General features: G+C 70.5%; 20 protein-coding genes. 12 read left to right on the plus strand and 8 right to left on the minus strand.

The genetic code is table 11. The annotated features are described in order from the left end of the window. Positions 1 to 43: 43 nt before the first annotated feature. Positions 44 to 1,297 (plus strand): FAD-binding protein, encoded by a 1,254-nt coding sequence (locus QUC20_RS03305; protein WP_289330943.1) that lies wholly within the window; start codon positions 44 to 46, stop codon positions 1,295 to 1,297. Positions 1,298 to 1,319: 22 nt separating this feature from the next. Here QUC20_RS03305 and QUC20_RS03310 read toward each other — a convergent pair whose 3' ends face one another. Continuing rightward, a complete protein-coding gene (locus tag QUC20_RS03310; RefSeq protein ID WP_120263382.1) occupies positions 1,320 to 2,390 on the minus strand; it encodes an FUSC family protein in 1,071 nt (356 codons plus the stop codon). Between the two features lie 89 nt (positions 2,391 to 2,479). Here QUC20_RS03310 and QUC20_RS03315 point away from each other — a divergent pair, with 89 nt between their 5' ends. After that, positions 2,480 to 3,889 carry an L-serine ammonia-lyase gene (locus QUC20_RS03315; protein ID WP_289330944.1) on the plus strand — a complete coding sequence of 470 codons (1,410 nt, stop codon included), beginning with the start codon at positions 2,480 to 2,482 and terminating at the stop codon, positions 3,887 to 3,889. Positions 3,890 to 4,040: 151 nt separating this feature from the next. Further along, complete coding sequence (locus QUC20_RS03320) at positions 4,041 to 4,466, plus strand: Hsp20/alpha crystallin family protein (protein ID WP_064956137.1); 426 nt, start codon at positions 4,041 to 4,043, stop codon at positions 4,464 to 4,466. Between the two features lie 256 nt (positions 4,467 to 4,722). On the opposite strand, the gene QUC20_RS03325 is transcribed toward QUC20_RS03320, so the two are convergent. Next, positions 4,723 to 6,042: an HNH endonuclease signature motif containing protein gene (locus tag QUC20_RS03325; RefSeq protein WP_289330945.1), complete on the minus strand. Its 1,320-nt coding sequence runs from the start codon at positions 6,040 to 6,042 to the stop codon at positions 4,723 to 4,725. A gap of 18 nt (positions 6,043 to 6,060) precedes the next feature. On the opposite strand from QUC20_RS03325, the gene QUC20_RS03330 reads away from it, so the two are divergent. Beyond that, positions 6,061 to 6,228, plus strand: coding sequence for a hypothetical protein (locus tag QUC20_RS03330; RefSeq protein WP_289330946.1), 168 nt, complete (start codon positions 6,061 to 6,063; stop codon positions 6,226 to 6,228). A gap of 139 nt (positions 6,229 to 6,367) precedes the next feature. On the opposite strand, the gene QUC20_RS03335 is transcribed toward QUC20_RS03330, so the two are convergent. Next, complete coding sequence (locus QUC20_RS03335; protein ID WP_120263379.1) at positions 6,368 to 6,799, minus strand: MarR family winged helix-turn-helix transcriptional regulator; 432 nt, start codon at positions 6,797 to 6,799, stop codon at positions 6,368 to 6,370. Between the two features lie 35 nt (positions 6,800 to 6,834). On the opposite strand from QUC20_RS03335, the gene QUC20_RS03340 reads away from it, so the two are divergent. Then, positions 6,835 to 8,634, plus strand: coding sequence for a DUF2207 domain-containing protein (locus QUC20_RS03340; protein ID WP_289330947.1), 1,800 nt, complete (start codon positions 6,835 to 6,837; stop codon positions 8,632 to 8,634). Between the two features lie 286 nt (positions 8,635 to 8,920). Continuing rightward, a complete protein-coding gene (locus QUC20_RS03345) occupies positions 8,921 to 9,253 on the plus strand; it encodes a hypothetical protein (RefSeq protein ID WP_120263377.1) in 333 nt (110 codons plus the stop codon). 33 nt (positions 9,254 to 9,286) lie between these two features. Here the strand turns inward: QUC20_RS03345 and QUC20_RS03350 are convergent, their stop codons facing one another. The 3 genes from QUC20_RS03350 to QUC20_RS03360 all read right to left on the minus strand — a co-directional run bounded on the left by QUC20_RS03350 (position 9,287) and on the right by QUC20_RS03360 (position 12,131). Next, a complete protein-coding gene (locus tag QUC20_RS03350) occupies positions 9,287 to 10,351 on the minus strand; it encodes a sodium:calcium antiporter (RefSeq protein WP_289330948.1) in 1,065 nt (354 codons plus the stop codon). Between the two features lie 83 nt (positions 10,352 to 10,434). Further along, positions 10,435 to 11,673 carry an amidohydrolase gene (locus tag QUC20_RS03355; protein ID WP_289330949.1) on the minus strand — a complete coding sequence of 413 codons (1,239 nt, stop codon included), beginning with the start codon at positions 11,671 to 11,673 and terminating at the stop codon, positions 10,435 to 10,437. 23 nt (positions 11,674 to 11,696) lie between these two features. Beyond that, a complete protein-coding gene (locus QUC20_RS03360; RefSeq protein ID WP_120264392.1) occupies positions 11,697 to 12,131 on the minus strand; it encodes a VOC family protein in 435 nt (144 codons plus the stop codon). 140 nt (positions 12,132 to 12,271) lie between these two features. Between QUC20_RS03360 and QUC20_RS03365 the strand changes: the two genes are divergently transcribed. Further along, positions 12,272 to 12,403 (plus strand): hypothetical protein, encoded by a 132-nt coding sequence (locus QUC20_RS03365; RefSeq protein WP_259455236.1) that lies wholly within the window; start codon positions 12,272 to 12,274, stop codon positions 12,401 to 12,403. An 83-nt stretch (positions 12,404 to 12,486) separates the two neighbouring features. Here the strand turns inward: QUC20_RS03365 and QUC20_RS03370 are convergent, their stop codons facing one another. After that, the gene (locus tag QUC20_RS03370) at positions 12,487 to 13,521 is read right to left on the minus strand and encodes an aggregation-promoting factor C-terminal-like domain-containing protein (RefSeq protein WP_259455235.1); all 1,035 of its coding nucleotides are present in this window, start codon (positions 13,519 to 13,521) and stop codon (positions 12,487 to 12,489) included. Between the two features lie 230 nt (positions 13,522 to 13,751). Between QUC20_RS03370 and QUC20_RS03375 the strand changes: the two genes are divergently transcribed. The 4 genes from QUC20_RS03375 (at position 13,752) to QUC20_RS03390 (ending at position 18,698) form a co-directional block, all read left to right on the plus strand. Next, entirely contained in the window at positions 13,752 to 14,225 is a 474-nt protein-coding gene (locus QUC20_RS03375; protein WP_289330950.1) for an S-ribosylhomocysteine lyase, read from the plus strand. A gap of 41 nt (positions 14,226 to 14,266) precedes the next feature. After that, complete coding sequence (locus QUC20_RS03380) at positions 14,267 to 14,920, plus strand: hypothetical protein (protein WP_289330951.1); 654 nt, start codon at positions 14,267 to 14,269, stop codon at positions 14,918 to 14,920. An 81-nt stretch (positions 14,921 to 15,001) separates the two neighbouring features. Continuing rightward, positions 15,002 to 16,510 carry a PepSY-associated TM helix domain-containing protein gene (locus QUC20_RS03385; protein WP_353105716.1) on the plus strand — a complete coding sequence of 503 codons (1,509 nt, stop codon included), beginning with the start codon at positions 15,002 to 15,004 and terminating at the stop codon, positions 16,508 to 16,510. Positions 16,511 to 16,598: 88 nt separating this feature from the next. Beyond that, positions 16,599 to 18,698 (plus strand): glucose PTS transporter subunit IIA, encoded by a 2,100-nt coding sequence (locus QUC20_RS03390; RefSeq protein ID WP_289330952.1) that lies wholly within the window; start codon positions 16,599 to 16,601, stop codon positions 18,696 to 18,698. A 94-nt stretch (positions 18,699 to 18,792) separates the two neighbouring features. Here QUC20_RS03390 and QUC20_RS03395 read toward each other — a convergent pair whose 3' ends face one another. Then, positions 18,793 to 20,427 (minus strand): FAD-dependent oxidoreductase, encoded by a 1,635-nt coding sequence (locus QUC20_RS03395; RefSeq protein ID WP_289330953.1) that lies wholly within the window; start codon positions 20,425 to 20,427, stop codon positions 18,793 to 18,795. 67 nt (positions 20,428 to 20,494) lie between these two features. On the opposite strand from QUC20_RS03395, the gene QUC20_RS03400 reads away from it, so the two are divergent. After that, positions 20,495 to 21,049, plus strand: a complete 555-nt coding sequence (locus QUC20_RS03400; protein ID WP_289330954.1) for a helix-turn-helix domain-containing protein — start codon at positions 20,495 to 20,497, stop codon at positions 21,047 to 21,049. The last annotated feature ends 40 nt before the right edge of the window (positions 21,050 to 21,089 follow it).

Raw genomic sequence — 21,089 nt, forward strand, 5'->3', positions numbered from 1 at the left:
GTAGCTGTGTACATTCTCGGTGGCCATCGCGTAGCGTGGGCTCGTGACCGAACGGAACTGGGCCGGAACACACACCTTCGCCGCCGAAGGCGTGCTCGTGCCGACGACGATCGCCGAGGCGCAGCGACTCGTCGCGTCTCACGACCACGTCAGATCGCTGGGGACTCGGCATTCCTTCAACGACCTGGCCGACGCTGCCGGCGTTCTCCTCGACCTGACCGGGATCGATCCCGACATCGTCATCGATGAGGCGGCCCGCACCGTGACCGTGGGGGCCGGCACGCGGTACGCCGTCGTCGCTCGGCACCTCGCCGATCACGGGTGGGCGCTGCACAACATGGGGTCGCTGCCGCACATCTCCGTCGGGGGCGCGACGGCGACGTCGACGCACGGATCAGGCGATCGCAACGGTTCGCTCGCGACCGCCGTCCGCGCGCTGGAGTTCATCGACCCGGACGGCGAGCTGCGCACGGTCTCAGCGGGCGACGACGACTTTGCCGGGAGCGTCGTCCACCTCGGCGCGCTCGGGCCGGTCGTGCGCCTGACGCTCGCGATCGAACCCACGTACCGGGTTCGCCAGGACACGTATGCCGGGCTCACGTGGGACGACCTCTTCGAGCGGTTCGACGAGGTGACGGCATCCGGGTACAGCGTCAGCGTGTTCACGCGCTGGAACACGGCCGATGTCGGCGAGGTCTGGATCAAAGAGCGTCTCGACGAAACCTCGGCTCCCGACATGGCGGAGCGGCTGCTGAGTGCCCGTCGCGTGAGGACGAAGGCAGACTCGCCGGCCGCGGACGGGGTCGACAACACCACCGAGCAGGGTGGCGTGCCCGGCGACTGGTGCGAGCGTCTGCCGCACTTCCGTATCGACGCGACGCCGTCCAACGGCGACGAGATCCAGACCGAGTACTGGGTCGACCGGGCTGTGGCCGTCGAGGCCATCGCGGCCGTTCGTTCGATCGCCGACCGGGTCGAGCCGGCACTCCTCGTGACCGAGCTGCGTACCGTGGCGGCCGACGACCTCTGGCTCTCGCCCGGGTTCGGACGCGACAGCGTCTGCATCCACTTCACCTGGAAGAACGAACCGGATGCCGTTCGGGCGGCGATCTCTCACGTCGAGCGCGTGCTCGCACCGTTCGACGCTCGTCCGCACTGGGGCAAGGTCTTCTCGATGCCCATCGGCGACTCGCTTCCGCGCCTCGACGACTTCCGCGCGCTCGTCGCGCGGGTCGACCCGAACGGCAAGTTCTCGGGGCCGTACCTCGAACGGGTGCTGGGTATCCCGGCGCGGTGACCTGCCGCGCCGACCGGTCGCGTCAGGCGAACGGTCGAGACGCCTCGATGATGCGGCTGAGATCGACCGCGGCGCGGGTCCACGGCGAGATGCGGCCGTCGCTGGGCGTGGGTGCCGCCTCGACGACGCGGGCGAGTGCCGTCTCGGCCTCCTCGACCGCCGCCGGGGTCGCGGGATCGCGCACCGGCCGTGCCACCGCCCGCGCCGTGGCCCGTACCGCCTCGGCGAGCTCGGCGCGCAGCGGCTCTGCATCCGGGGTCAGGGGGAGGGCGTCGATCCCCTCGGCGAGCTCGATCGTCTGACGGACGGTGTTCTCGAGCGCTCTCAGGCGGCGCCCGTTCTCGGCCTCGATCCCGCGGCGTCGTCGGGCGAGCGGGTGGGCTTTGCGGCTGCGGGCGGCCTCGCGCACGTCGGCCGAGACGGCGTCGAGGATCTCTTGGAGATAGCGCTGGCCGGTCGCGTCGGTGGGCGCGCTGTCGGCGACGGAGGCGGCGAGCATCTCGAGGCGGTCCGAGACCGCGTCGCGCAGCTGCGACAGGCGGGTGGAGGCGCGTCGCAGGTACAGGGGCGGAACGATCGCGAGGTTGACGGCGACACCGATGACGACGCCGAACGCCATCGTGACGAGGTACGACACCGAGAAACCGCCGGCGTCGTTCGCTCCCAGCAGCAGCACGAACAACGCCGCGATGGCGATCCAGTCCCGGCCGGTGCCGAGCGCCCGGATGCCGCCGACAGCCACGCCCGCGGCGACGACGATCGCGACACCCAGGATGCGGGGGCTCGGGCCCGAGACGATCCACAGGCCCGCGAGCCCGATCGCGATGCCGATCGCCAGCCCGCCGACCGCTTGCAGTCCGGCCTTGGCCGAGTCGGCGATCGTCGGGTACATGCTGACGAGCACGCCGAGCGGTGCGTAGTAGGAGTACTCGTCGTGCGCGAAGGGGACGAACGGTGCGAGGTACCAGGCGATGGCGGCGGCGAGGGCCGTCTTGCCGGCCAGCAGCAGGCGCGAGACCGCGAAGGCCTCGCCGCCCGCGGTTCGCGCGGCGGCTTTGAGCGACGCCAGACGGGGGTGGGGTGCAGTGGTCATCGGTCGCGACGATAGGTGCGCCCCGGGTTCTCGCATATGCCCTTGACGTCGCCGGGCTCCTGCGGCAGATGCTGGCGTAGCCTGGGGGTGTGAGCGCTTACGTCTCGGCGTTCGAGCTGTTCTCCATCGGTGTAGGACCCTCGAGCTCCCACACGGTCGGACCGTTGCGCGCTGCCCGCGCCTTCGCGGTGGGGCTCGAAGCCGGTGGCCGGCTGAACGAGGTCGAGCGCGTCGGCTGTGTGCTGTACGGGTCGCTCGGGGCGACCGGGATCGGGCACGGCACGCCGGATGCCGTGGTCGCGGGGCTGCAGGGCCACGCGCCGGAGACCGTCGATCCCGATGTGGTTCGCGCGGCGTGGACGGACTGGGTCGACGGAGCGGTCCTTTCGCTCGCGGGGCGGCACCCGGTGTCGTTCTCGCGAAGCGACGTGTCCTTCGAGCCGCGGACGCGACTGCCCGAGCACCCGAACGCGATGACGCTCAACGCCTGGGATGCCGCAGGCGTGCTCGTCGCATCGGAGACCTACCTCTCGGTCGGGGGCGGTTTCATCCGCCGGGCGGGGACGGGCGAGCAATCGCACGCCGATGGTTCGCCGGGCCGGGATGTCGCATGGCCGTACCGCTTCGGCAGTGCCGCAGAGCTGCTGGAGCTGTGCGATCGCGATGGCCTGAGCATCGCCGGGCTGGCGCGCCGCAACGAGGAGGCGCTCCGGCCCGAGGCCGAGGTCGCCGCCGGCCTCGACGCGATCTGGGACGCCATGGCGGGGTGCGTCGAGGCGGGCCTGCGCGCCGAGGGCACATTGCCGGGGATGCTGCGGGTGCGGCGTCGCGCAGGTGCGATGCGCGCGCAGCTCGAGGCGGCCGAGGCCGCCGGTGGGCGCGAGCTCCCGGGGGAGTGGCTCGGCGCTTTCGCGCTCGCCGTCAACGAGGAGAACGCATCGGGGGGACGCGTGGTCACCGCGCCCACGAATGGGGCCGCGGGCATCCTCCCCGCCGTCGCGATGTACTGGTGGCGGTTCGCCGCGGAGTCGCGGCTCGGGTCGGAGGAGCTCGATCGCCGGCGCGGCATCCGGCGGTTTCTGCTGACCGCGACCGCGCTCGGCTCGCTCTTCAAGGCGAACGCGTCGATCTCGGGCGCGGAGGGCGGCTGCCAGGCGGAGGTGGGTTCCGCGTGCGCGATGGCGGCGGGCGGTCTGACGGCAGTCATGGGCGGCAATAGCGCGCAGATCGAGAACGCTGCGGAGATCGCCATGGAGCATCACCTGGGGCTCACGTGCGACCCGGTCGGCGGCCTCGTGCAGATTCCATGCATCGAGCGGAACGCGATCGCCGCGTCGACCGCGGTCACCGCGGCGCGCCTCGCCCTGCGCGGCGATGGGCAGCACTACGTCTCGCTCGACGCCGTCGTCGAGACGATGCGTCAGACCGGGATCGACATGTCGCACAAGTACAAGGAGACGAGCGAAGGCGGTCTCGCCGTCAACGTCGTCGAGTGCTGAGTGCCGCCCATGTGCCCCGCTCGTCGGGGCGCTGTTCGCCGTGCGAGAACCCTTGGCACTCGAAGGGAGGGAGTGCTAATCTGGATGCAGTTGAGCCGCTAAGGCTCAACTTTCAGATCTCAACACGAAGCATCAGAGAAGGGAAAGATCGATGGCTACTTACGACCCGTTCCGCGACCTCGACCGCATCGCCTCGAGCCTCTTCGACACGCGCCGCGGCCCCCGTCGCATGCCGATGGACCTCTACCGTGACGGCGACCACTACGTGATGACCGCCGACCTGCCCGGCATCGACCCGGGTTCGGTCGACATCGACGTCGACGGCCAGCTGCTGACGATCCGCGCCGAGCGCACGCTCGCGAGCGGTGACGGTGTGAAGTGGATCACGCGCGAGCGCGAGGCCGCCAGCTTCCTGCGTCAGCTGAACCTCGGTCAGGGCGTCGACACCGAGGGCATCGCCGCGACCTACAACAACGGTGTCCTGACGGTCACCATCCCGGTCAGCGAGAAGGCCAAGCCGCGGAAGGTGGAGGTCACGACCGACGCCGCCGCGCCGGTGGTGCCGATCGAGAACTGATCGACAACCGATCGCGCAGAACCTGCCGAAGCGCATGTCGTGACGCGTTCACAGCGCGCGTCGAGCGCACTGCATGACGGGCGGCCGCAGCCCCTTCGGGGGCGCGGCCGCCCTTTGCGTGTGCACAGCGACGGCAGGGTCTCAGGGTCGTCGCGGACTGACCTCAGCGAGGCAGCGATGCGTCGTGGGGCGCGCTGGCATAGTTTCGCCACGCCTGGGAAAAGTCGTGGTGCGCGCGAGTGCGCGACGCACCGGCTCAGAAGGGTGGTGGTTCGGGTGGCGGTGCCCCGCCAGTTCGACCGCCCCGCGGTGGATCGGTCGTGTCGGTCGTGTCGGTGGTGAAGCAGACCGCTGGTGTGGGTACGTCTTCGCGGTAGACCCTGCCGAGGGGTGAGGTCCATTCCAGGACTCCGCCGCCGACCTGCCGCACTTCCCACCGGGTGAATTGCTTCATGGAGTGGTGTCGTTGGCAGAGGTGGGCGAGGTTGTGGAGGTGGGTGTGGCCGCCGAGGGCGTAGTCGATGGTGTGGTCGAGTTCGCACCTGATCGCCGCCCGCCGGCATCCGGGGAACCGGCAGTGCTGATCACGGGCGGTGAGGAGTTTCTTCATCGCCATGGTGGGCCGGTACGTGTCGATCTCGACCGGGGTGCGGGTGACCGGGTCGATGAAGAGCCGGTCCCACTCGGTGACCTGTCCCGCGAGCAGCCGCGCGGTCTCGGCATCGACCAGCGCACCGCCGACGGCCTCGGCGGGGTGCTCGTCACGGCCCACCAGGGTCTCCGCGGTGAGGGTGACCTGCACGCGCGCCCGGATCGCCCCGAGCCCGCCGGCCCGGTCGGCCCCGTAGGTCGGGTCGACCACCGGTGCTCCGCCGAGGACGAGGTCGCCGAGGATGTCAGCACGCAGTTGATCCATCGTCCGGGCGTCTGGCGCCGCATCTGCCCCGGCGCCCGCAGCACCGGCCGAGGCAGCACCGGCCGCGGCAGCATCCGCCTCCACCGCATCACCGCAACCACCCGCCTCCGCGGCATCCGCCCGGGCGTCCTTCACCGACTGTCCCATCTGGGTGAGCCGGTCAAGCATCCCCACAGCGATGACGGTGGGGAGGTTGGCGACGAGGTTCGACATCCCGTCGGCCCCGTGGAACACCCGCACGCACCGCTCCACCGCCGCAGCACCATGCCGCTCCGTGAACGACTGGGGGTGCACCCGCGCCGCCAAAACCTCGAGCGCACCCCGCACCCGGGACGGTACATCCCGCTCGCACACGCCGATCGCCGCTTCCGCGAACGACTCCCGCACCTCGTCCGGCAGCCCCGCCCCGATCTTCACGACGACATCGACGTGTCCGCGTTCGATCCGCCGTTCCACCCACGCCTCGAACACGGCGGGGTAGTCGTCGATGACGGTCATCGCATGGTCGATCTCGCCCTGCAACCGCCGATCCGTCAACCGCGCCATCCCCGCCGCCTCGGCCGCAACCGATCGCAACTCCATGTCGGAGGCCATGCCCCGCACCCCATCGCGCCGGGCCTCCCGCAACGCCGACCGGCCCAGATCGGCCAACGCACGCATCCGCTCAACCTCGCCAGCATGGACAAGATCGAGCGCCTCCGCATACCGCGCGAACGCGAGCACCTGCGCGGGCGCGGCGTCATCGCATCGCACCCCACACATCTCGCCGCTCGATTCCATGTTCCCATTGTGGCAGCGGGGTACGACATTCAGGTCGAACTTTTGTACGACTGTGGGGGCAATTGATGACGGCGCCGCTGGGGAGGAGCAGGCGCCCGGCACCCCGGCCCCGGCGACACCGCACCCGAACCGAGCCAAGGCCCGTCACGAACGCGCTACGACACCACCCGCCGCGCCCGAAAGCCACTGGACCGGGCGCCGCAGATCAGGAGAGTCGGCGCAGCTTCGTCGTGAGCTGCTCGAGCTGCTCCAGTTCGTCGGTCGACAGCACCGACATCCGCTCGGCGATCGAACGTCCGTGAGCTGCCGCGAGGCGGCGGAACGCCGAGACGCCTTCGGGTGTCGCGGTGAGCATCGCGCCGCGGCCGTCGGTCGGGTCTCCGCATTTGGTGATGAGCCCGCGCGCGACCATCCGGTCGACGAGCCGCGACACGCTCGGCTGGCTGATGAGCATGTTCGCCGTGACGTCGCGCAGCCGCGCACGATGACCGGCGCCACGCACGACGGTCAAGAGCACGTCGTACTCGGCTTGCGTGAGCTCGTCGCCGGCGAAGTCGTTGCTGATGTCGTCGAAGATCTCGTGCTGTGCGCGGAAGAGACTCTCCCACGCTGCCACGGCACGACGACGATCGCTCATGGCGACAACTTTACTGCCCGCCTAAGCTGGTCGGCATGATCCGTCGCAGCCGGGCGGCAGTCGCGGTCGCGGTCCTCATGCTGATCACAGCAGTTTTCGCGCTGGCAGCACCGGCCGCGGCATCCGCCGACGAATCCGCCGATCTCGATGCGTTCGTCTTCGACTCGCTGTCCGTCGACTACACATTCACCCGCGACGACGACGGGACCGCACGCATGCGCGTCGTCGAGACGTTCGTCGCCGACTTCCCCGATTCGGATCAGAACCGCGGCATGCGGCGACTTCTTCCCGAGACCTACAACGGGCAGCCGCTGCATCCCGAGCTCATCTCGGTCACGGATGAGAACGGCGCGGCCCGGCCCGTCGAGACCGACAGCGAGGATGGCACGCTCGGCATCCTGACGCGAGGCGCTGCCTACCTGCACGGCCGGAACACGTTCGTGTTCACCTACGACCTCGAGAACGTCGTCTGGGACTTCCCCGACACGGGACTCGAGTTCTATTGGGACGTCAACGGCACCGACTGGAACCAGCCGTTCCGTCAGGTGACCGCGACGCTGCATGTCGATCCGACCATCGCGGACTCCCTCGCGGGACGTGAGGCCTGCTACGTCGGTGAGCAGGACAGCACCACCGCGTGCCCGGAGATCACCGCGTCGCCGGATGGCGCCACGATCACCGCGTCGGCGTCCGACCTGGCTCCGCATGAGACCCTCACCCTGGCGGTCGGGTTCGAAGCGGGTGCGTTCGAGACCTACGACACCTCGTTCGTGTCGTCGCCTCTCGGATGGCTTCAGTCCGGGTCGGTCGCGCTCCTCGCCGGCGCTACCGGCTGGGCGCTGCGGAACCGGCGCCGCTACCTCCGCGACGAGCCGGGGCGCCCCACGATCATCGCCGAGTACACCCCTCCCCGGGATATCGATGCTCTCGAGTCGGCGGTGCTGCTGAAGAAGACCTCGAAGGCGATCCCGGCCGAGGTGCTCGAGCAGGCGCTCGTCGGCTCGATCCGCATCGTCGACGACGGCAAGCATCGCTGGGGGCGGGCGAAGCTGCAGGCGGAACTGGTCGACCCGAAGCTGGCCGATCAGAACGGCCGGATGCTGCTGAGCGGGATGTTCCCGCACCACCGGCGCGGCGAGATCTACCGTTTCGGCTCGTCCGATACCCGGCTATCATCCGAGACGCAGCGCGCCCTCAAGCTCGCCGAGGACAACCTCAAGCGGCGCGACATGTACCGCACGGTTCCGGCCGGGGTTCGTGGCTGGCCGGTCGCCGCGTGCGTCGTGCTGGCCGGTCTCGTCATCCTGTTCGGCGCGCTGGCCCTGAGCTCGTACGTGCACCCGGCCCTCCCCGTGGTGGGGATCGTGCTGGCCGCGGCATCCTTCTTCGTCGTGATCTTCGCCGTCTCGGGCTCGCCGCTCTCGCGAGCCGGCGCCGAGACGCGTGATCACCTCCTGGGGCTCGACCTGTTCATTCGCTGGGCCGAAGAAGATCGCATCCGGATGCTGCAGTCGCCGGCGGGCGCTGAACGCGAGCCCGTGGCGACGGACGACCCGCGGGAGGTGCTGCGGATCTACGAGCGGCTGCTGCCGTACGCCGTGCTGTTCGGCCGCGAGAAGGAGTGGGCGGCCCACCTGACGGCGGCGTACGCCGCAGCCGGCGTGACCGCGCCGATCTGGTACTCCGGTTCCGGAGGGTTCGACGCCTCGTCGTTCGCGGCCGGCATCGGCACCCTGTCGTCGGCCGCCGCGTCGTCGTCGTCGACGGCTGGCGGGTCGAGCGGCGGCGGTTCAGCGGGCGGGGGAGGCGGCGGGGGTGGTGGCGGCGGCGCCTGAGTGACCGTCAGTCGGAGCCCCGCCGGGCGTCGCGAACGCAGTTGAGGGCCCGACCGAAGAGGCATTCGGTCGGGCCCTCGTCCCTTTGCACCAAGAGTTTCCTGCAATCACATGCCGGTGGCTGCCACAGCAAAACAGCTACCGTGCGAGCACTCTATAACGACGAGGTAACGACGAGCAAGGGTTTTCCGTTATCTCTTCGTAATCATTGAGAACACTGAGCCTGCGCCTCACCGACGTCGGGCTTTCGGCCTTCGAGGAGCCGCCGGTCTGTCAGGATGAGCGGGTGCACGCCCACGGCCGAGACACCGCCAGCGGACCCTTCGTGGTCACGCTCGTCGTCGACCTGCCGATCGCCAAGCCCGACGCGCTCGAGACGATCGCCTTCGTCTCGGACGGCGTCATCGAGAACGCGGGCACCGCGTTCCCCCGCGTCGGACTCGGCCGGGACGTATGGGCGGAGGTGCAGATCCCGAAGTTCGCCGACCCGCCCCCGCTGGCGGTGGACGTGTGCTCCGACGTGTCGTGGGATGCTGCGGCGACCGAGGCCGCGCGCCTGGCAGATGCACTGCGCCGCGTGGGCTGGTCGGTGCGGTCGCCCCGCTCGGACGAGATCTGACCCGCGCCCTCGGCGACGCCCACTCGGCGACGCTCACCCGGCGACGGCGAAGAGACCCGCCACGCCGGCGCCGTAGAGCACGAGCACGACGAGCGAGTCGACGCCCATCCCGGCGACGCGCCGTGCGGGCCGGAAGATGAGCCCGACGACATACACGAGGGTCAGCAGCGCGGCAAGCGCCGTGAGATAGATGTCGGCGCCGTTCGCTTGGGGCAGCACAGCCTGCCCCGAGATCAGTGTCGCCACGAGGAACAGCACCGGCAGGAAGGCGTTGCCGCCGAAGATGTCGCTCATCGCGAGGTTGTCGTCGCCCTGCCGGATCGCCTGCAGCCCCGTCGAGATCTCCGGCAGCGCGGTGGCCAGCGCGAGGACGGTGGCTCCGAACAGCACGCCCGACAGCCCGATCCCGTCGGCGATCGCGTCGCCGGATCGTTCGAGAACGACTCCCGCACCGAGGGTCGCGAGCGCCGAGACCACGAACACCACGACGACCGCGGGAGTGCTCATCGCATGATGCGGATGCTGCGGCTTCGCGCGCCGGTGGCCCGGCGTGTGCTCGCTCGCGCCCGGCGACGTGCCGTTCTCATGCCAGGGCAGATGCTTCCCGGCGCGCTGCACGAGGAAGAGCCCCGCGAGCCACAGCGCCGCGATGAGCACGACATCGGGGGTCACCCGTGCGACGACGAGGTCGCCGGGCAGCTGGCTGCCCGCCATCACCACGGCGAGCACGGCGACCACGACCACGGCTTCGAGCACGAGGACGAGCGATGCCGCACGATAGGTGAGCGGCCTGACCCCGCGCCCGCGCTTGCCGAACGCGTCGAGGATCACCAGTACGACCGTCTGCAGGGCGATGCCGCCGAGGATGTTGCCCACGGCGACCTCGAGGTTTCCCGAGATCGCGGCGCTGACGGTGATGGCGATCTCCGGCAGGTTCGTCGCCACAGCGAGCACGATCAGTCCACCGAAGGCACTGCCGATGTGCCATCGGTCGTCGAGCACGTCGGTCGACTTCGAGAGCTGGATGCCCGCCGCCCACACGACGGCCGCAGCGCCGACGAACATCACCAGGAGCAGCCACAGGGGCAGGTTCGACATGCCCTCAGTGCACACCCGTACCGCGGCATGCGCGTACCTCTTGCGCTCGCGGGCGCGAGAGACTCCGGTTCAGCCGGTCGGGCTCAGCGCAGCCAGCTGGAGCGCCCGAACCGCTCCCACCGCTCGACGATGTGCACGTCTCCGTCATCGGTGGTCTCGAGCACCGTGGCGCCGCCGATCACGACGTGCTCGACACGCGATTCGACCGCGAGGGGGTCGCCCGACCACAGCACGAGGTCGCCGTCGCGACCGGGCTCGAGAGCACCGACGCGATCGTCGAGACGCAGGATGCTGGCGGGGTTGGTCGTCAGCGCCTGCAGGGCGACGTCGGCCGGGAGGCCCTCGCGCACTGCCAGGATGGCCTGCAGCCGGATCTGGTCGATCGGCACAACGGGGTGATCGGTCGTGATCGCGACGGTGACGCCCGCCGCAGCGATCAGGGCGAGGGCCCCGATCGCACGGTCGCGCAGTTCGACCTTCGAGCGCGAGGTGAGCATCGGTCCGAAGATGACCGGGATGCCCTTCTCGGCCAGGACATCGGCGATCTTGTGGCCTTCGGTGCCGTGGTTGACGACGAGGCGGTAGCCGAACTCCTCGGCCAGACGGATCGCGGTGACGATGTCGTCGTGCCGGTGGCTGTGCTGGTCCCACAGGAGCGTGCCGTCGAGCACCTCCGCGAGCGTCTCTTTGCCGAGGTCGCGATCGAATGGTTCGCCCTTGGCTGCCGCGGCATCCCGTTTGGCCACGTAGTTCTGCGCATCGACGAAGGCGTCGCGCAGCACGGAGGCGACGCCCAGGCGGGTCGAGGGCGTCTGCTTCTTGTCACCGTAGACGCGCTTGGGGTTCTCGCCGAGGGCCGACTTCACCGACACGTTCTCGGCGATGACCTGTTCGTCGACGGTGCGCCCGCCCCAGGTCTTGATCGCGACCGTGCGTCCGCCGATCGGGTTGCCCGATCCCGGCTTGATGACGACGGACGTCACGCCGCCGCCCAATGCGTCGCGGAACCCGACCTCCTCGATGTCGATGCCGTCGAGTGCGCGGAAACGAGCGCCGTTCGGGTCGGTCATCTCGTTGGTGTCATTGCCCGACCAGCCTTCGCCGTCTTCGTGGACGCCGAGATGCCCGTGGGCCTCGACGAATCCGGGCAGCACCCAGCGCCCCGCGGCATCCACGATCTCGGCTCCGTCGGGAACGGGCGTCTCGGGTCCGCCGACGGCGGTGATCACGCCGTCGGTGACGACGACCGTCCCGCCCTCGATGACGGGTGCGGACACGGGGACGATGCGGCCGTTCACGACGGCGAGGGTGCGGGGGGCCATGACGTCGACCCTATGACGGGTGGTCACTGGAGGCAGAACTCGTTGCCCTCGGGGTCTGTCATCTGCCAGTAGCGCTCGGGCCACGCGCCCCACTGCTGCTCGACGAGCCGGACGACGCTCGCGCCGAGCGCGACGAGCCGATCCTTCTCGGCATCCACGGCCTGCGGAGAAGCACGGCGCTCGCCGTCTGCGGGGGCGACCGAGACGTCGATGTGCAGCCGGTTGCGCCCCGTCTTCGCGCCGTCGGCGTGATGGAAGTAGAGGCGCGGCCCGCGGCCGTCGGGATCTTCGGCGAGCCCTCGGCGGTCGAGATCGTCGTCGGTGAGACCGGCCTCGAGCTGCTGCCGGCGCATGTCGTCGGGCCAGTCGAGGCGGGGATAGCCGAAGACATCCGACCAGAAATGCGAGAGCGCCCGCGGGTCGTCTGCGTAGAAGGTGATGTTGCCGAGCCTGTTCACGGTGACCTCCTCGTCGCGACCGACGGTACCCCCGACCACCGACACCGGGTACACCCGACGTCGCCGCGAGGCAACGGGGCTGACCGCGGCCGGGCATCGTCGTAGCGTGAGCGGTTCACGAACTGCAGGGAGGAACCCTCATGAGTCTCAATGGAAACGTGCCCTTCGTCGCACCCGGTGAGATGCCGATCGACCCGATCGAGGAGGCCCCGACGCTCGAGGTCACGGGCGACGACCTCCTCGACGACGAGGCTCTCCCGGACGAGGACTGACCCGCCGGAACAGCGAAAGCGCACGTCCGCACGGTCTCCGCGTCAGCGGACCGTGCAGACGTGCGCTTTCGCCTGCTATCGGGTCAGTACCAGCCGGTCGACTGGGAGTGGCCCCACGCGCCGCACGGCGAGCCGTAGCGGCCGGAGATGTAGCCGAGGCCCCAGCGGACCTGCGTGACGGCACTGGTCTGCCAGTCGCCGCCGGCCGACGCCATCTTGCTGCCGGGGAGCGCCTGCGGGATGCCGTAGGCGCCGCTGCCGCTGTTGTAGGCCTGGTAGTTCCAGCCCGACTCCTTGTTCCAGAGGGAGACGAGGCACGAGAACTGGTCCTGGCCCCAACCGAACTCGCCGAGCATGCTGCTCGCGGCCTCCTGTGCGGCGCCGGGCGAGTTGTCACCCGTCGAGGCGACCGCAGAAGCAGCGGGCGCAGCCGACGACGAGGACGACGAACGCGAGCTGGTCGAGCGCTGTGCGGCCGCGGCGGCGGCGGCTTCTTCCTCGGCCTTGGCCTGTGCGGCGGCCTCGGCTGCTGCAGCCTCCTCAGCGGCGATGCGAGCGGCCTCCTCCTCGGCGGCCTTCTGCGCCTGCGCCGCCTCGAGGCGCCCGCGCAGGTCGGACGTCTCGGCCTGCACGTCATCGGTCGCGTCGACCAGCTTGTCGGTCAGGTCGGGGAGGAGCAGCGTCGGGATGACGTCGGTCTGCTTCAGACCCTCGATACGCTCACGCAGCTGCGCGGTGTCGATCGTCGTGTCGCCCTCGATGGGGAGGGCGGCCGCAGACACGTCGCCGGTCACGGTCGCGGCCTCGACGACGGATGCCTCGGCTGCGGCGACCGCGTCGCTCGTGGCCTGCTCGATCGCGCTGAGCGGCTTGGCCGTCGACGTCGCCGCCGCGGTCACGAGCGCGGCGCGCTGCATGACGGGGGCGGGACCCGAGGCGGTGGGAAGCGCGGCCGAGGCCGTCGTGCCGACGACCGCTGTCAGGCCCAGGGCCAGCCCGAGAGTGAGGGCGGCGGGGCGGACGAAGCGGCGGGATGCGGAGGTGGTGGAGCTGGTGGAGCTGGAGCTGGTGGAGCGCCGCAGGTCGCGGCGGGTGGGCTGGCTTGACGAAGAAGTCATGCGAACAGGGGCGGTCCTTCGATGTTTGCGGGCACCGCGACAGGCGGCGGGCGTCTCGGGCGGACGCACAAAACTCCCCGAGTCTGCGCGGTGAGTCTGGACGAGTCCCGGACAGTCCCTGGACGTAACCTGGGAGCGGGGGTGGGCCGACCCCGCGGCTCGGCGGGCTAATCTGGCCGGAACGACGGGCTGTGTCTGCTGTCCGACCGCCCGCGCCGAGGGAGGAAACCATGGCTGAAATCGAGAGCTTCACGCTGGACCACACCGCCGTGATCGCCCCTTATGTGCGGCGCATCGGGGTCGAGCACGGTCCGGGCGGCGGAACCATCACGAACTTCGACGTGCGGTTCGTGCAGCCCAACGCGGGCGAGATCCCGACCGCCGGCATCCACACCATCGAGCACATGCTCGCCGGCCTCCTCCGTGACCGCATCGACGGTGTCATCGACATCTCGCCCTTCGGTTGCCGCACCGGATTCCACCTGCTGATGTGGGGCGAGCCCGAGGTCGCCGACGTCGTCGCCGCGCTGACGGGGAGCCTGCGCTTCATCGCAGATGAGGCGGTCGAGGCCGACATCCCGGGCGTCTCCGCGCTCGAGTGCGGCAACTACCGCGACCACTCCCTGCACTCTGCCCGCGAGTGGTCGAGGACCGTGCTCGATCAGGGCATCAGCCTCGACGCCTTCTCCCGCGTCGGAGTCTGACGACCGCCCGACCGACCGATCGACCGACTGACCGCCGCGACGTGACCTCCCCTCGCCACCAGCGCGCGCTGAGAGCCGTCGCCGCCGCGACCCTGGCGACGTTCGTCGCGCTGCTCTCGCACGTCGCGGCGGGAGGCGAACCGCCTTCGCCCCTGGGCGCCGCGCTACCGTGGGCGCTCTCGCTGATGGTGAGCCTTCTCGTCGTCGGGCGGCGTCTCTCGGTCGTTCGCCTCGGGGTGGCCGTCACCGCCGCGCAGGCGCTCTTCCACGTCATGTTCGCGCTCGGGGTCGTCCCGCTTGCAGGCTCGACCCCGGGCGCGCCCGGCGCCGCGGGCCAGACGGGTCCGTTCAGCCTGCATGCGGGACATATGTCGCTGCCGGCATCCCTCGCTATACCCGGTGTGCCCGGTGGGCTGGCCGGGGTCGCACCGGATGCCGCGATGCTCGTGGCCCACGTGCTGGCCGCCGCGGTGACGACGCTTCTGCTCCATCGCGGCGAGCAGCTCGTCGCGGCCCTGTCGGACATCGCCCGGCGGATCGCGCTGCGACTGCGTACCGTGACCCGAGGCGCCCTCCCTCGCGTCCAGATGCCGCCGCGGGTGCGCCCGCTGACGGCGAGCGTCGGTATGCCGCGCCTCCGGGCTCTCCTGGCGGCTCCCGCCCGCCGCGGCCCGCCCGCACTCCTCGCTTCCTGACGCCTCGGCGACCGTCGGGGCGATGCGTCGTGCGCGCCGAACCTTCTCCGCGCGCCGGCACCCCGACGACCGAGGAGACCCATGTCCATCACCGAGTCGCGCACGCCCGCAGGCGGCGCCTCCGACCGCGACGGCGCACCCGTCACCCCGACGCGCGAACACGCTCCGCCCGCCCGTCGCCGGCCGTGGGCGATGCCGCTGCTGCTGCGCATCCACTTCTTCGCCGGCATCCTGGTCGGCCCGTTCATCCTGATCGCCGCCCTCAGCGGCGCGGTCTACGTCGTGACGCCGCAGCTCGAGCGCGTCGTCTACTCCCACGAGCTCAGCGCACCTGTCACCGAGGCGACACTCTCGATCGGCGACCAGGTCCGTATCGCGGAAACGTACATCGGCGATGCCGCGGCCCTCGCCGCTGTCCGGCCCGCGCCGGAAGCCGGCGACACGACGCGCGTCATGTTCGCGCAGGAGGGCCTCGGCCCGAGCGAGACCCGTGCCGTCTTCATCGACCCCGGCACCGGCGAGATCCGCGGCGACCTCACGGTGTACGGCACGAGCGGAGCGCTGCCCATCCGCGCGTGGGTGAGCGATCTGCACCGCAACCTCCACCTCGGCGAGCCCGGTCGCCTCTACAGTGAGGTCGCCGCCTCATGGCTCGGCATCGTCGTCGTGGTAGGACTCGCCCTCTGGCTGGCGCGGCTGCGCCGGGCGCGCGTGAAGAAGGACCTGCTCCGTCCGAAGCGCGGCGCCACAGGCTATCGCAGGGTCTTCGGATGGCATGCGTCGCTCGGGGTGTGGCTCGTCGTCGGGGCGCTCTTCCTCTCGGCGTCGGGCATCACGTGGTCGACCTACGGCGGAGCGAACGTCTCGACGCTTCGTGCCGCGCTGTCGTGGCAGAACCCGACGCTGACGACTGACCTCGGCGACGCCGCTTCGGCCGCCGGATCGAGCGCCGGTGCCCACGCCGACCACGGCGTCGTCGCGGCGCCGACGGCGACCGTTTCGCCCGACACGTTCGACGACGTGCTCGCCGTCGCCCGCACCGAGAACGTGAACGTCGGGCTGATCGAGATCCGGCCGCCCGCCTCGGCGGGGCAGGCCTGGGTCGTCCAGGAGATCCAGCGGAGCTTCCCGATCGAGGTCGATGCGGTCGCGGTCGACGGCGACACGCTCGCGGTCGTCGATCGGGTGGATTTCGCCGACTACCCCGTCATGGCGAAGCTCGCGCGCTGGGCCGTCGACCTCCACATGGGATCGATGTTCGGGCTCGTGAACCAGCTCGTCCTGTTCGTCGTCGCCGCGGGCATCGCCGTGATGGTCGTGCTGGGCTACCTCATGTGGTGGAGACGCCGCCCCACGCGCGACGGTGCCCGTCGAATGGGAGCGGTTCCCGGCGACGCACTGCCGAACGCACCGGTGTGGGCGGTCGCCCTCGTCGTCGCCGCCGCGATCGGCATCGGATACGCCCTTCCTCTCGTCGGGGTGCCACTCGCGGCATTCGTGATCGGCGATGCGATCGTGCAGGGGATCCGAGCCCGACGTGCGCCGAAATCTTCGTCCGGGGGAGCGGAAGCGAGTGTGGTCAGGCCATGACGGGTCAACCCCTCGTTCCCGGCGAACTCTCAGGGTAAAGTTCCGGGCGAAGAACTCCGGCCACCCGTCGGAGAACAGGAGAAGAGCCATGGCGACAAGCCCCGCTGAATCGATCGTCGACGCCGTCGGCGGTCCCGGAAACATCGAGAGTCTGACGCACTGCGCCACGCGCCTGCGTTTCCAACTGCGCGATTCCTCGAACGTCGACCAGTCGACGGTCGAGGCGATCCCGGGCGTCATGGGCGCCGTTCCGCAGGCGGGAAACCGTTACCAGGTCGTCATCGGCGGTGCCGTCCAGAACGTCTACAACGACATCAACGCGCTCCCCGCGATGTCGGGCGCCGGTGGTGGCGCGGTCGACGAAGACGACATCGATTCGGTGAAGGCGCGCGAGCGGGCCAAGGGCCCTCGCGGCAAGGTCGCCTGGCTCGACTCCCTGTTCGAGTTCCTGTCCGACTCGTTCCGCCCCATCCTCGGCGCGCTGCTGGGCGCGTCGCTGTTCATCACTTTCATGGCGCTGATGGCGACGCTCGGTGTCATCCCGGCGTGGAACGCCCCGGGGGTCGTCCTCGACCCGTCGTGGCAGTTCGTCAACCTGATGTGGCAGTGCGTCTTCATCTTCCTGCCGCTCATGGTCGCCTACAACGCGGCCAAGAAGGTCGGCGCCGACCCGTGGGTCGGATTCGCGATCATGGCCGTCGTCATGCTGCCCCAGTTCTCGGGGCTGGCCAGCCACGAGAGCGCCCAGCAGATCAACTTCCTCGGGTCGGACATCACCACCGTCTCGGTGTTCGGTCTGCCGCTGACGGTCTTCGACTACAGCTCGCAGGTGTTCCCGCCGCTGCTCATGGCGGGCGTGCTCGGTCTGCTGTGGAAGGGGCTGCGCAAGATCATCCCCGAGAACATCCAGCTGATCTTCGTGCCGTTCCTGGCGATGCTGATCATGATCCCGCTCACGGCCTTCCTCATCGGCCCTATCGGCGTGTACGCGGGTGCCGGTCTCGCGAACCTCCTGAGCTCGATCAACGACTTCTCGCCGTTCATCTTCGCGATCGTCATCCCGCTCGCGTACCCCTTCATGGTGCCGCTCGGCCTGCACTGGCCGATCAACGCGGTCATGCTGCTGAACATCCAGACCCTCGGGTACGACTTCATTCAGGGCCCCATGGGCGCGTGGAACTTCGCCTGCTTCGGAGCGACCGCCGGTGTGCTGTGGATCTCGTGGCGCGCCCGTGACAAGCAGATGCGCCAGACCGCGACGGGTGCCCTCGCGGCCGGTCTGCTCGGCGGCATCTCGGAGCCGTCGCTGTACGGCATCCACCTGCGGTTCAAGCGCATCTACCCCCGGATGCTCGTCGGATGCCTCGTGGGCGGCCTCATCATCGGCATCGGCGGCGGCGTGAAGACGCAGGCGTTCGTGTTCACCTCGCTCCTGACGATCCCGGCGTTCGACTCGGTCATCCTCTACGGCATCGCCGTGCTCTCCGCGTTCGTCGTGGCGATGGTGCTCGTCATCATCAGCGACTACCGCACGCCCGAGCAGCGCGCCGAGTTCGAGGCGCAGCGCGACAAGGCCAAGGCCGGTGCGACGGCTGCCGGTGCTGCGGCAGCGCCCGCCGGCGCAGGTGCGGCGACCACGACCGCGGGCTCGTCGACCACGACGCCCGCGGAGACGCCGCGGGGAACCGCGACCGCGACGCTCGAGAAGCCCGGCGCCACCGACGAGGTGTCTGCTGCGATCGAGATCGCATCGCCGCTCGACGGTACGGTGGTCCCGCTCTCCGAGGTGCCCGATCCGGTCTTCGGCGGAGGTGTCATGGGCCCCGGTGTGGCGATCGAGCCCACGGGCGACACGGTCGTCTCGCCCGGTGCCGGAACCGTCGCGGCGGCCCAGCCGACCGGCCACGCGTTCGGGCTCGAGCTCGACAACGGCGTGGAACTGCTCATCCACGTCGGCATCGACACCGTCAACCTGAAGGGCGAGGGCTTCGAGGTCCACGTCAAGGCGGGCGACCGCGTCGAGCAGGGCACGCCCCTGGTGTCGTTCGACCGCTCCGTGATCGAGAAGGCGGGCTACCCGCTGATCACACCGGTCATCGTCCTCAACGGCGACGCGTTCGCGACGGTCGACCCGGTGGGCCTGGGCGCGACGACGGCCGGCGCCCCGCTCCTGATCCTGGAGAAGTAACACCCCACCCCCGAACGTCGACTCGCCACGAATCGCGGATGCCGGACCTCCGGCATCCGCAGATTCTGGCGAGTCGACGTTTCTGTCGGCGGCGTCAGGGGAGGCGGCGGAGCAGGAGGACGCCGTCGCGCAAGTGCGGGGGACGGGCGGGGGCGGATGCGGCGGGTGCGGATGCTGCGGGGGAGGACGCGGATGCCGCGGGGGCTCGGCGCTCGACGATCTCCTCGCGCTCGACGACCCACTCGGCCGGATCGAGGTCGAGTGCGACGCGCTCCTCCGCAGGCGTCGCGAACGCCGGATGTTCGTGCGCGTCGGGTCCTCCGGGCTCGGCGGACGTGCCGCCGGTGTGCGACACCACGAGGAGCCGGCCGCCGGGAGCGACGTGGCGAAGGGCCGCGCGCAGAAGCGGGATACGGGAGAACCCCGGATCCCACGAGTGCAGGAAGCTCGTCGTCACCAGGTCGAACTCCCCGAGCTCCGCGGCGTCGATCTCGCCCGCGACGAACGTCGCCTCGAGCTGAGCGTTTCGGGCGGCGGCGCGGGCGCGTGCGACTGCCGTCGGCGACAGGTCGACACCGGTCACCGACCACCCGCGCGACGCGAGCCACAGCGCATCGCCGCCCTCGCCGCAGCCGAGGTCGAGCGCGGTCGTCGGGGTGAGTGAGCCCGCCGCCTCGAGCTCCGCGATCACGGTCGAGGTCGTCTCGTTGACCTGGCCCGACCAGACCCGGTCGGTCTCGGCGTAGCGGGCCTCCCAGTCGGCGGCGTGACCGCGGCGGCGCTCGACCGCCGCCTCGGCGTCGCGGGCGACGAGCGCGCCGTTGATCGCCGCGCCGGCCATCGATCCGGCGCCCATCGAGAGGGGGACGTTCGCCATCGGCGCCGCCACGTTGCCGGCAGCCCACACGAGGGGGTGGCTCGTGGCTCCCGCCGCGTCGACGGCGATGAACGAGCCGACCGGTCCGTCGGTGCGTGCGAGGTCGAGCTCGGCGACGAAGCCGTCTTGGGGTTCGAGCAGCCCGCCGGTGAAGATCGCGTCGATCGCGACGCGCTGTCCGTCGGCGGTCAGGACGGCGCCGATGGCACCGCCGTCGGCCTCCTCTGCCGCGTCGTCCGGGCCGGTCACGGCCACCACGGGTGAGGCGACGGTGCGGATGCCGCGGGCGCGAAGCCGCTCCCGGACGTCGTCGCCGAGCTCGCCCGCCGCGGCGGTGAAGGCCACGATGTCGGGGCTCCACTGCCGGAGCAGCTCGATCTGGTGCAGTCTCATCGGCGACGTCGCCAGCACACCGATGCGGCGATCGCGCACCTCCCACCCGTGGCAGTAGGGGCAGTGCAGCACGGTCCGGCCCCATCGCTCGGCGAGGCCCGGGATGTCGGGTAGATGGTCGGTGACCCCGGTGGCGATCAGGAGTGCGCGTGTCGTGAGGCGCTCATCGCCCGCGAGCACGACCTCGAGGCCGCCGTCGATCTCGCCGACCCGCTCGACGCGCGCGGTGCGGAAGCCGACGCCGTACGCTCCCGCCTCGTCGCGACCGCGTCGCCGCAGCTCCGCCGGCGCGGTGCCGTCGAAGCCCACGACGGCGTGCATGTGCTCGGCGAATCGGTTGCGCGGGCTGTCGGAGTCGACAACGAGCGTGCGGCGGCGGGCACGCCCGAGCATCTGCGCGGCGCTGAGGCCGGCAGGCCCCGCGCCGACGATGACGACGTCATGATCGAAGTTCTGCATGCCGACCAGCATCCGCCCGGTCGACGACTCTCAGCAAACATGTTTGCGAAAATGGCAAACTAGACGGATGACCGGACTCGACCAGATCGGACCGCGCCTGCGCGCTGCGCGGCAGGACCGCGGATTGACCCTCGACGAGCTCGCCGGGCGGGCAGGGATGTCGACGAGCACCCTCTCGCGCCTCGAGTCGGGCAAGCGGCAGGCGAACCTCGAGCTGCTCGTTCCTCTCACGCGGCAGCTCGGCATCCGCATCGACGACCTCGTGCCCGCCGAGCATCCCGACCCGCGCGTCCGGCGGCCGGCGACGACCAGGCACGGCCACGTGATCGCGCCGCTGACGCGGGAGAGTTCGCCCGTCCAGACCTACAAGGTGACCTATCCGCCCTCGGATACGGCGCCGGCGCCGCGGGTCCACGACGGATTCGAATGGTTCTACGTGCTGAGCGGGCGCGTCCGTCTCGTCCTCGGAGACCAGGAGCTCACGCTGTCACGGGGCGAGGCGGCGGAGTTCGACACGCGCACCCCTCACTCCATCAGCGCGGTCGGCGCGCGCCCCGCCGAGGTGATCAGCATCTTCAACGCCGCCGGTGAGCGTATGCACACCCTGACCGCCCCCGACTGACCCACGTCCTACCCGTCGACTCGCCAGATAGCGCGGATGC

This window comes from Microbacterium arborescens (assembly GCF_030369635.1).
Taxonomy (GTDB): Bacteria; Actinomycetota; Actinomycetes; order Actinomycetales; family Microbacteriaceae; genus Microbacterium.

Bases quoted from the DNA above. Each gene is read 5' to 3' on its own strand.
- QUC20_RS03310 (WP_120263382.1), bottom strand. From the start codon at position 2,390: ATGACCACTGCACCCCACCCCCGTCTGGCGTCGCTCAAAGCCGCCGCG.
- QUC20_RS03320 (WP_064956137.1), top strand. From the start codon at position 4,041: ATGGCTACTTACGACCCGTTCCGCGACCTCGACCGCATCGCCTCGAGC.
- QUC20_RS03325 (WP_289330945.1), bottom strand. From the start codon at position 6,042: ATGCGTGCGTTGGCCGATCTGGGCCGGTCGGCGTTGCGGGAGGCCCGG.
- QUC20_RS03330 (WP_289330946.1), top strand. From the start codon at position 6,061: ATGGACAAGATCGAGCGCCTCCGCATACCGCGCGAACGCGAGCACCTG.
- QUC20_RS03335 (WP_120263379.1), bottom strand. From the start codon at position 6,799: ATGAGCGATCGTCGTCGTGCCGTGGCAGCGTGGGAGAGTCTCTTCCGC.
- QUC20_RS03340 (WP_289330947.1), top strand. From the start codon at position 6,835: ATGATCCGTCGCAGCCGGGCGGCAGTCGCGGTCGCGGTCCTCATGCTG.
- QUC20_RS03350 (WP_289330948.1), bottom strand. From the start codon at position 10,351: ATGTCGAACCTGCCCCTGTGGCTGCTCCTGGTGATGTTCGTCGGCGCT.
- QUC20_RS03355 (WP_289330949.1), bottom strand. From the start codon at position 11,673: ATGGCCCCCCGCACCCTCGCCGTCGTGAACGGCCGCATCGTCCCCGTG.
- QUC20_RS03365 (WP_259455236.1), top strand. From the start codon at position 12,272: ATGAGTCTCAATGGAAACGTGCCCTTCGTCGCACCCGGTGAGATGCCG.
- QUC20_RS03370 (WP_259455235.1), bottom strand. From the start codon at position 13,521: ATGACTTCTTCGTCAAGCCAGCCCACCCGCCGCGACCTGCGGCGCTCC.
- QUC20_RS03375 (WP_289330950.1), top strand. From the start codon at position 13,752: ATGGCTGAAATCGAGAGCTTCACGCTGGACCACACCGCCGTGATCGCC.
- QUC20_RS03385 (WP_353105716.1), top strand. From the start codon at position 15,002: ATGTCCATCACCGAGTCGCGCACGCCCGCAGGCGGCGCCTCCGACCGC.
- QUC20_RS03390 (WP_289330952.1), top strand. From the start codon at position 16,599: ATGGCGACAAGCCCCGCTGAATCGATCGTCGACGCCGTCGGCGGTCCC.
- QUC20_RS03395 (WP_289330953.1), bottom strand. From the start codon at position 20,427: ATGCAGAACTTCGATCATGACGTCGTCATCGTCGGCGCGGGGCCTGCC.
- QUC20_RS03400 (WP_289330954.1), top strand. From the start codon at position 20,495: ATGACCGGACTCGACCAGATCGGACCGCGCCTGCGCGCTGCGCGGCAG.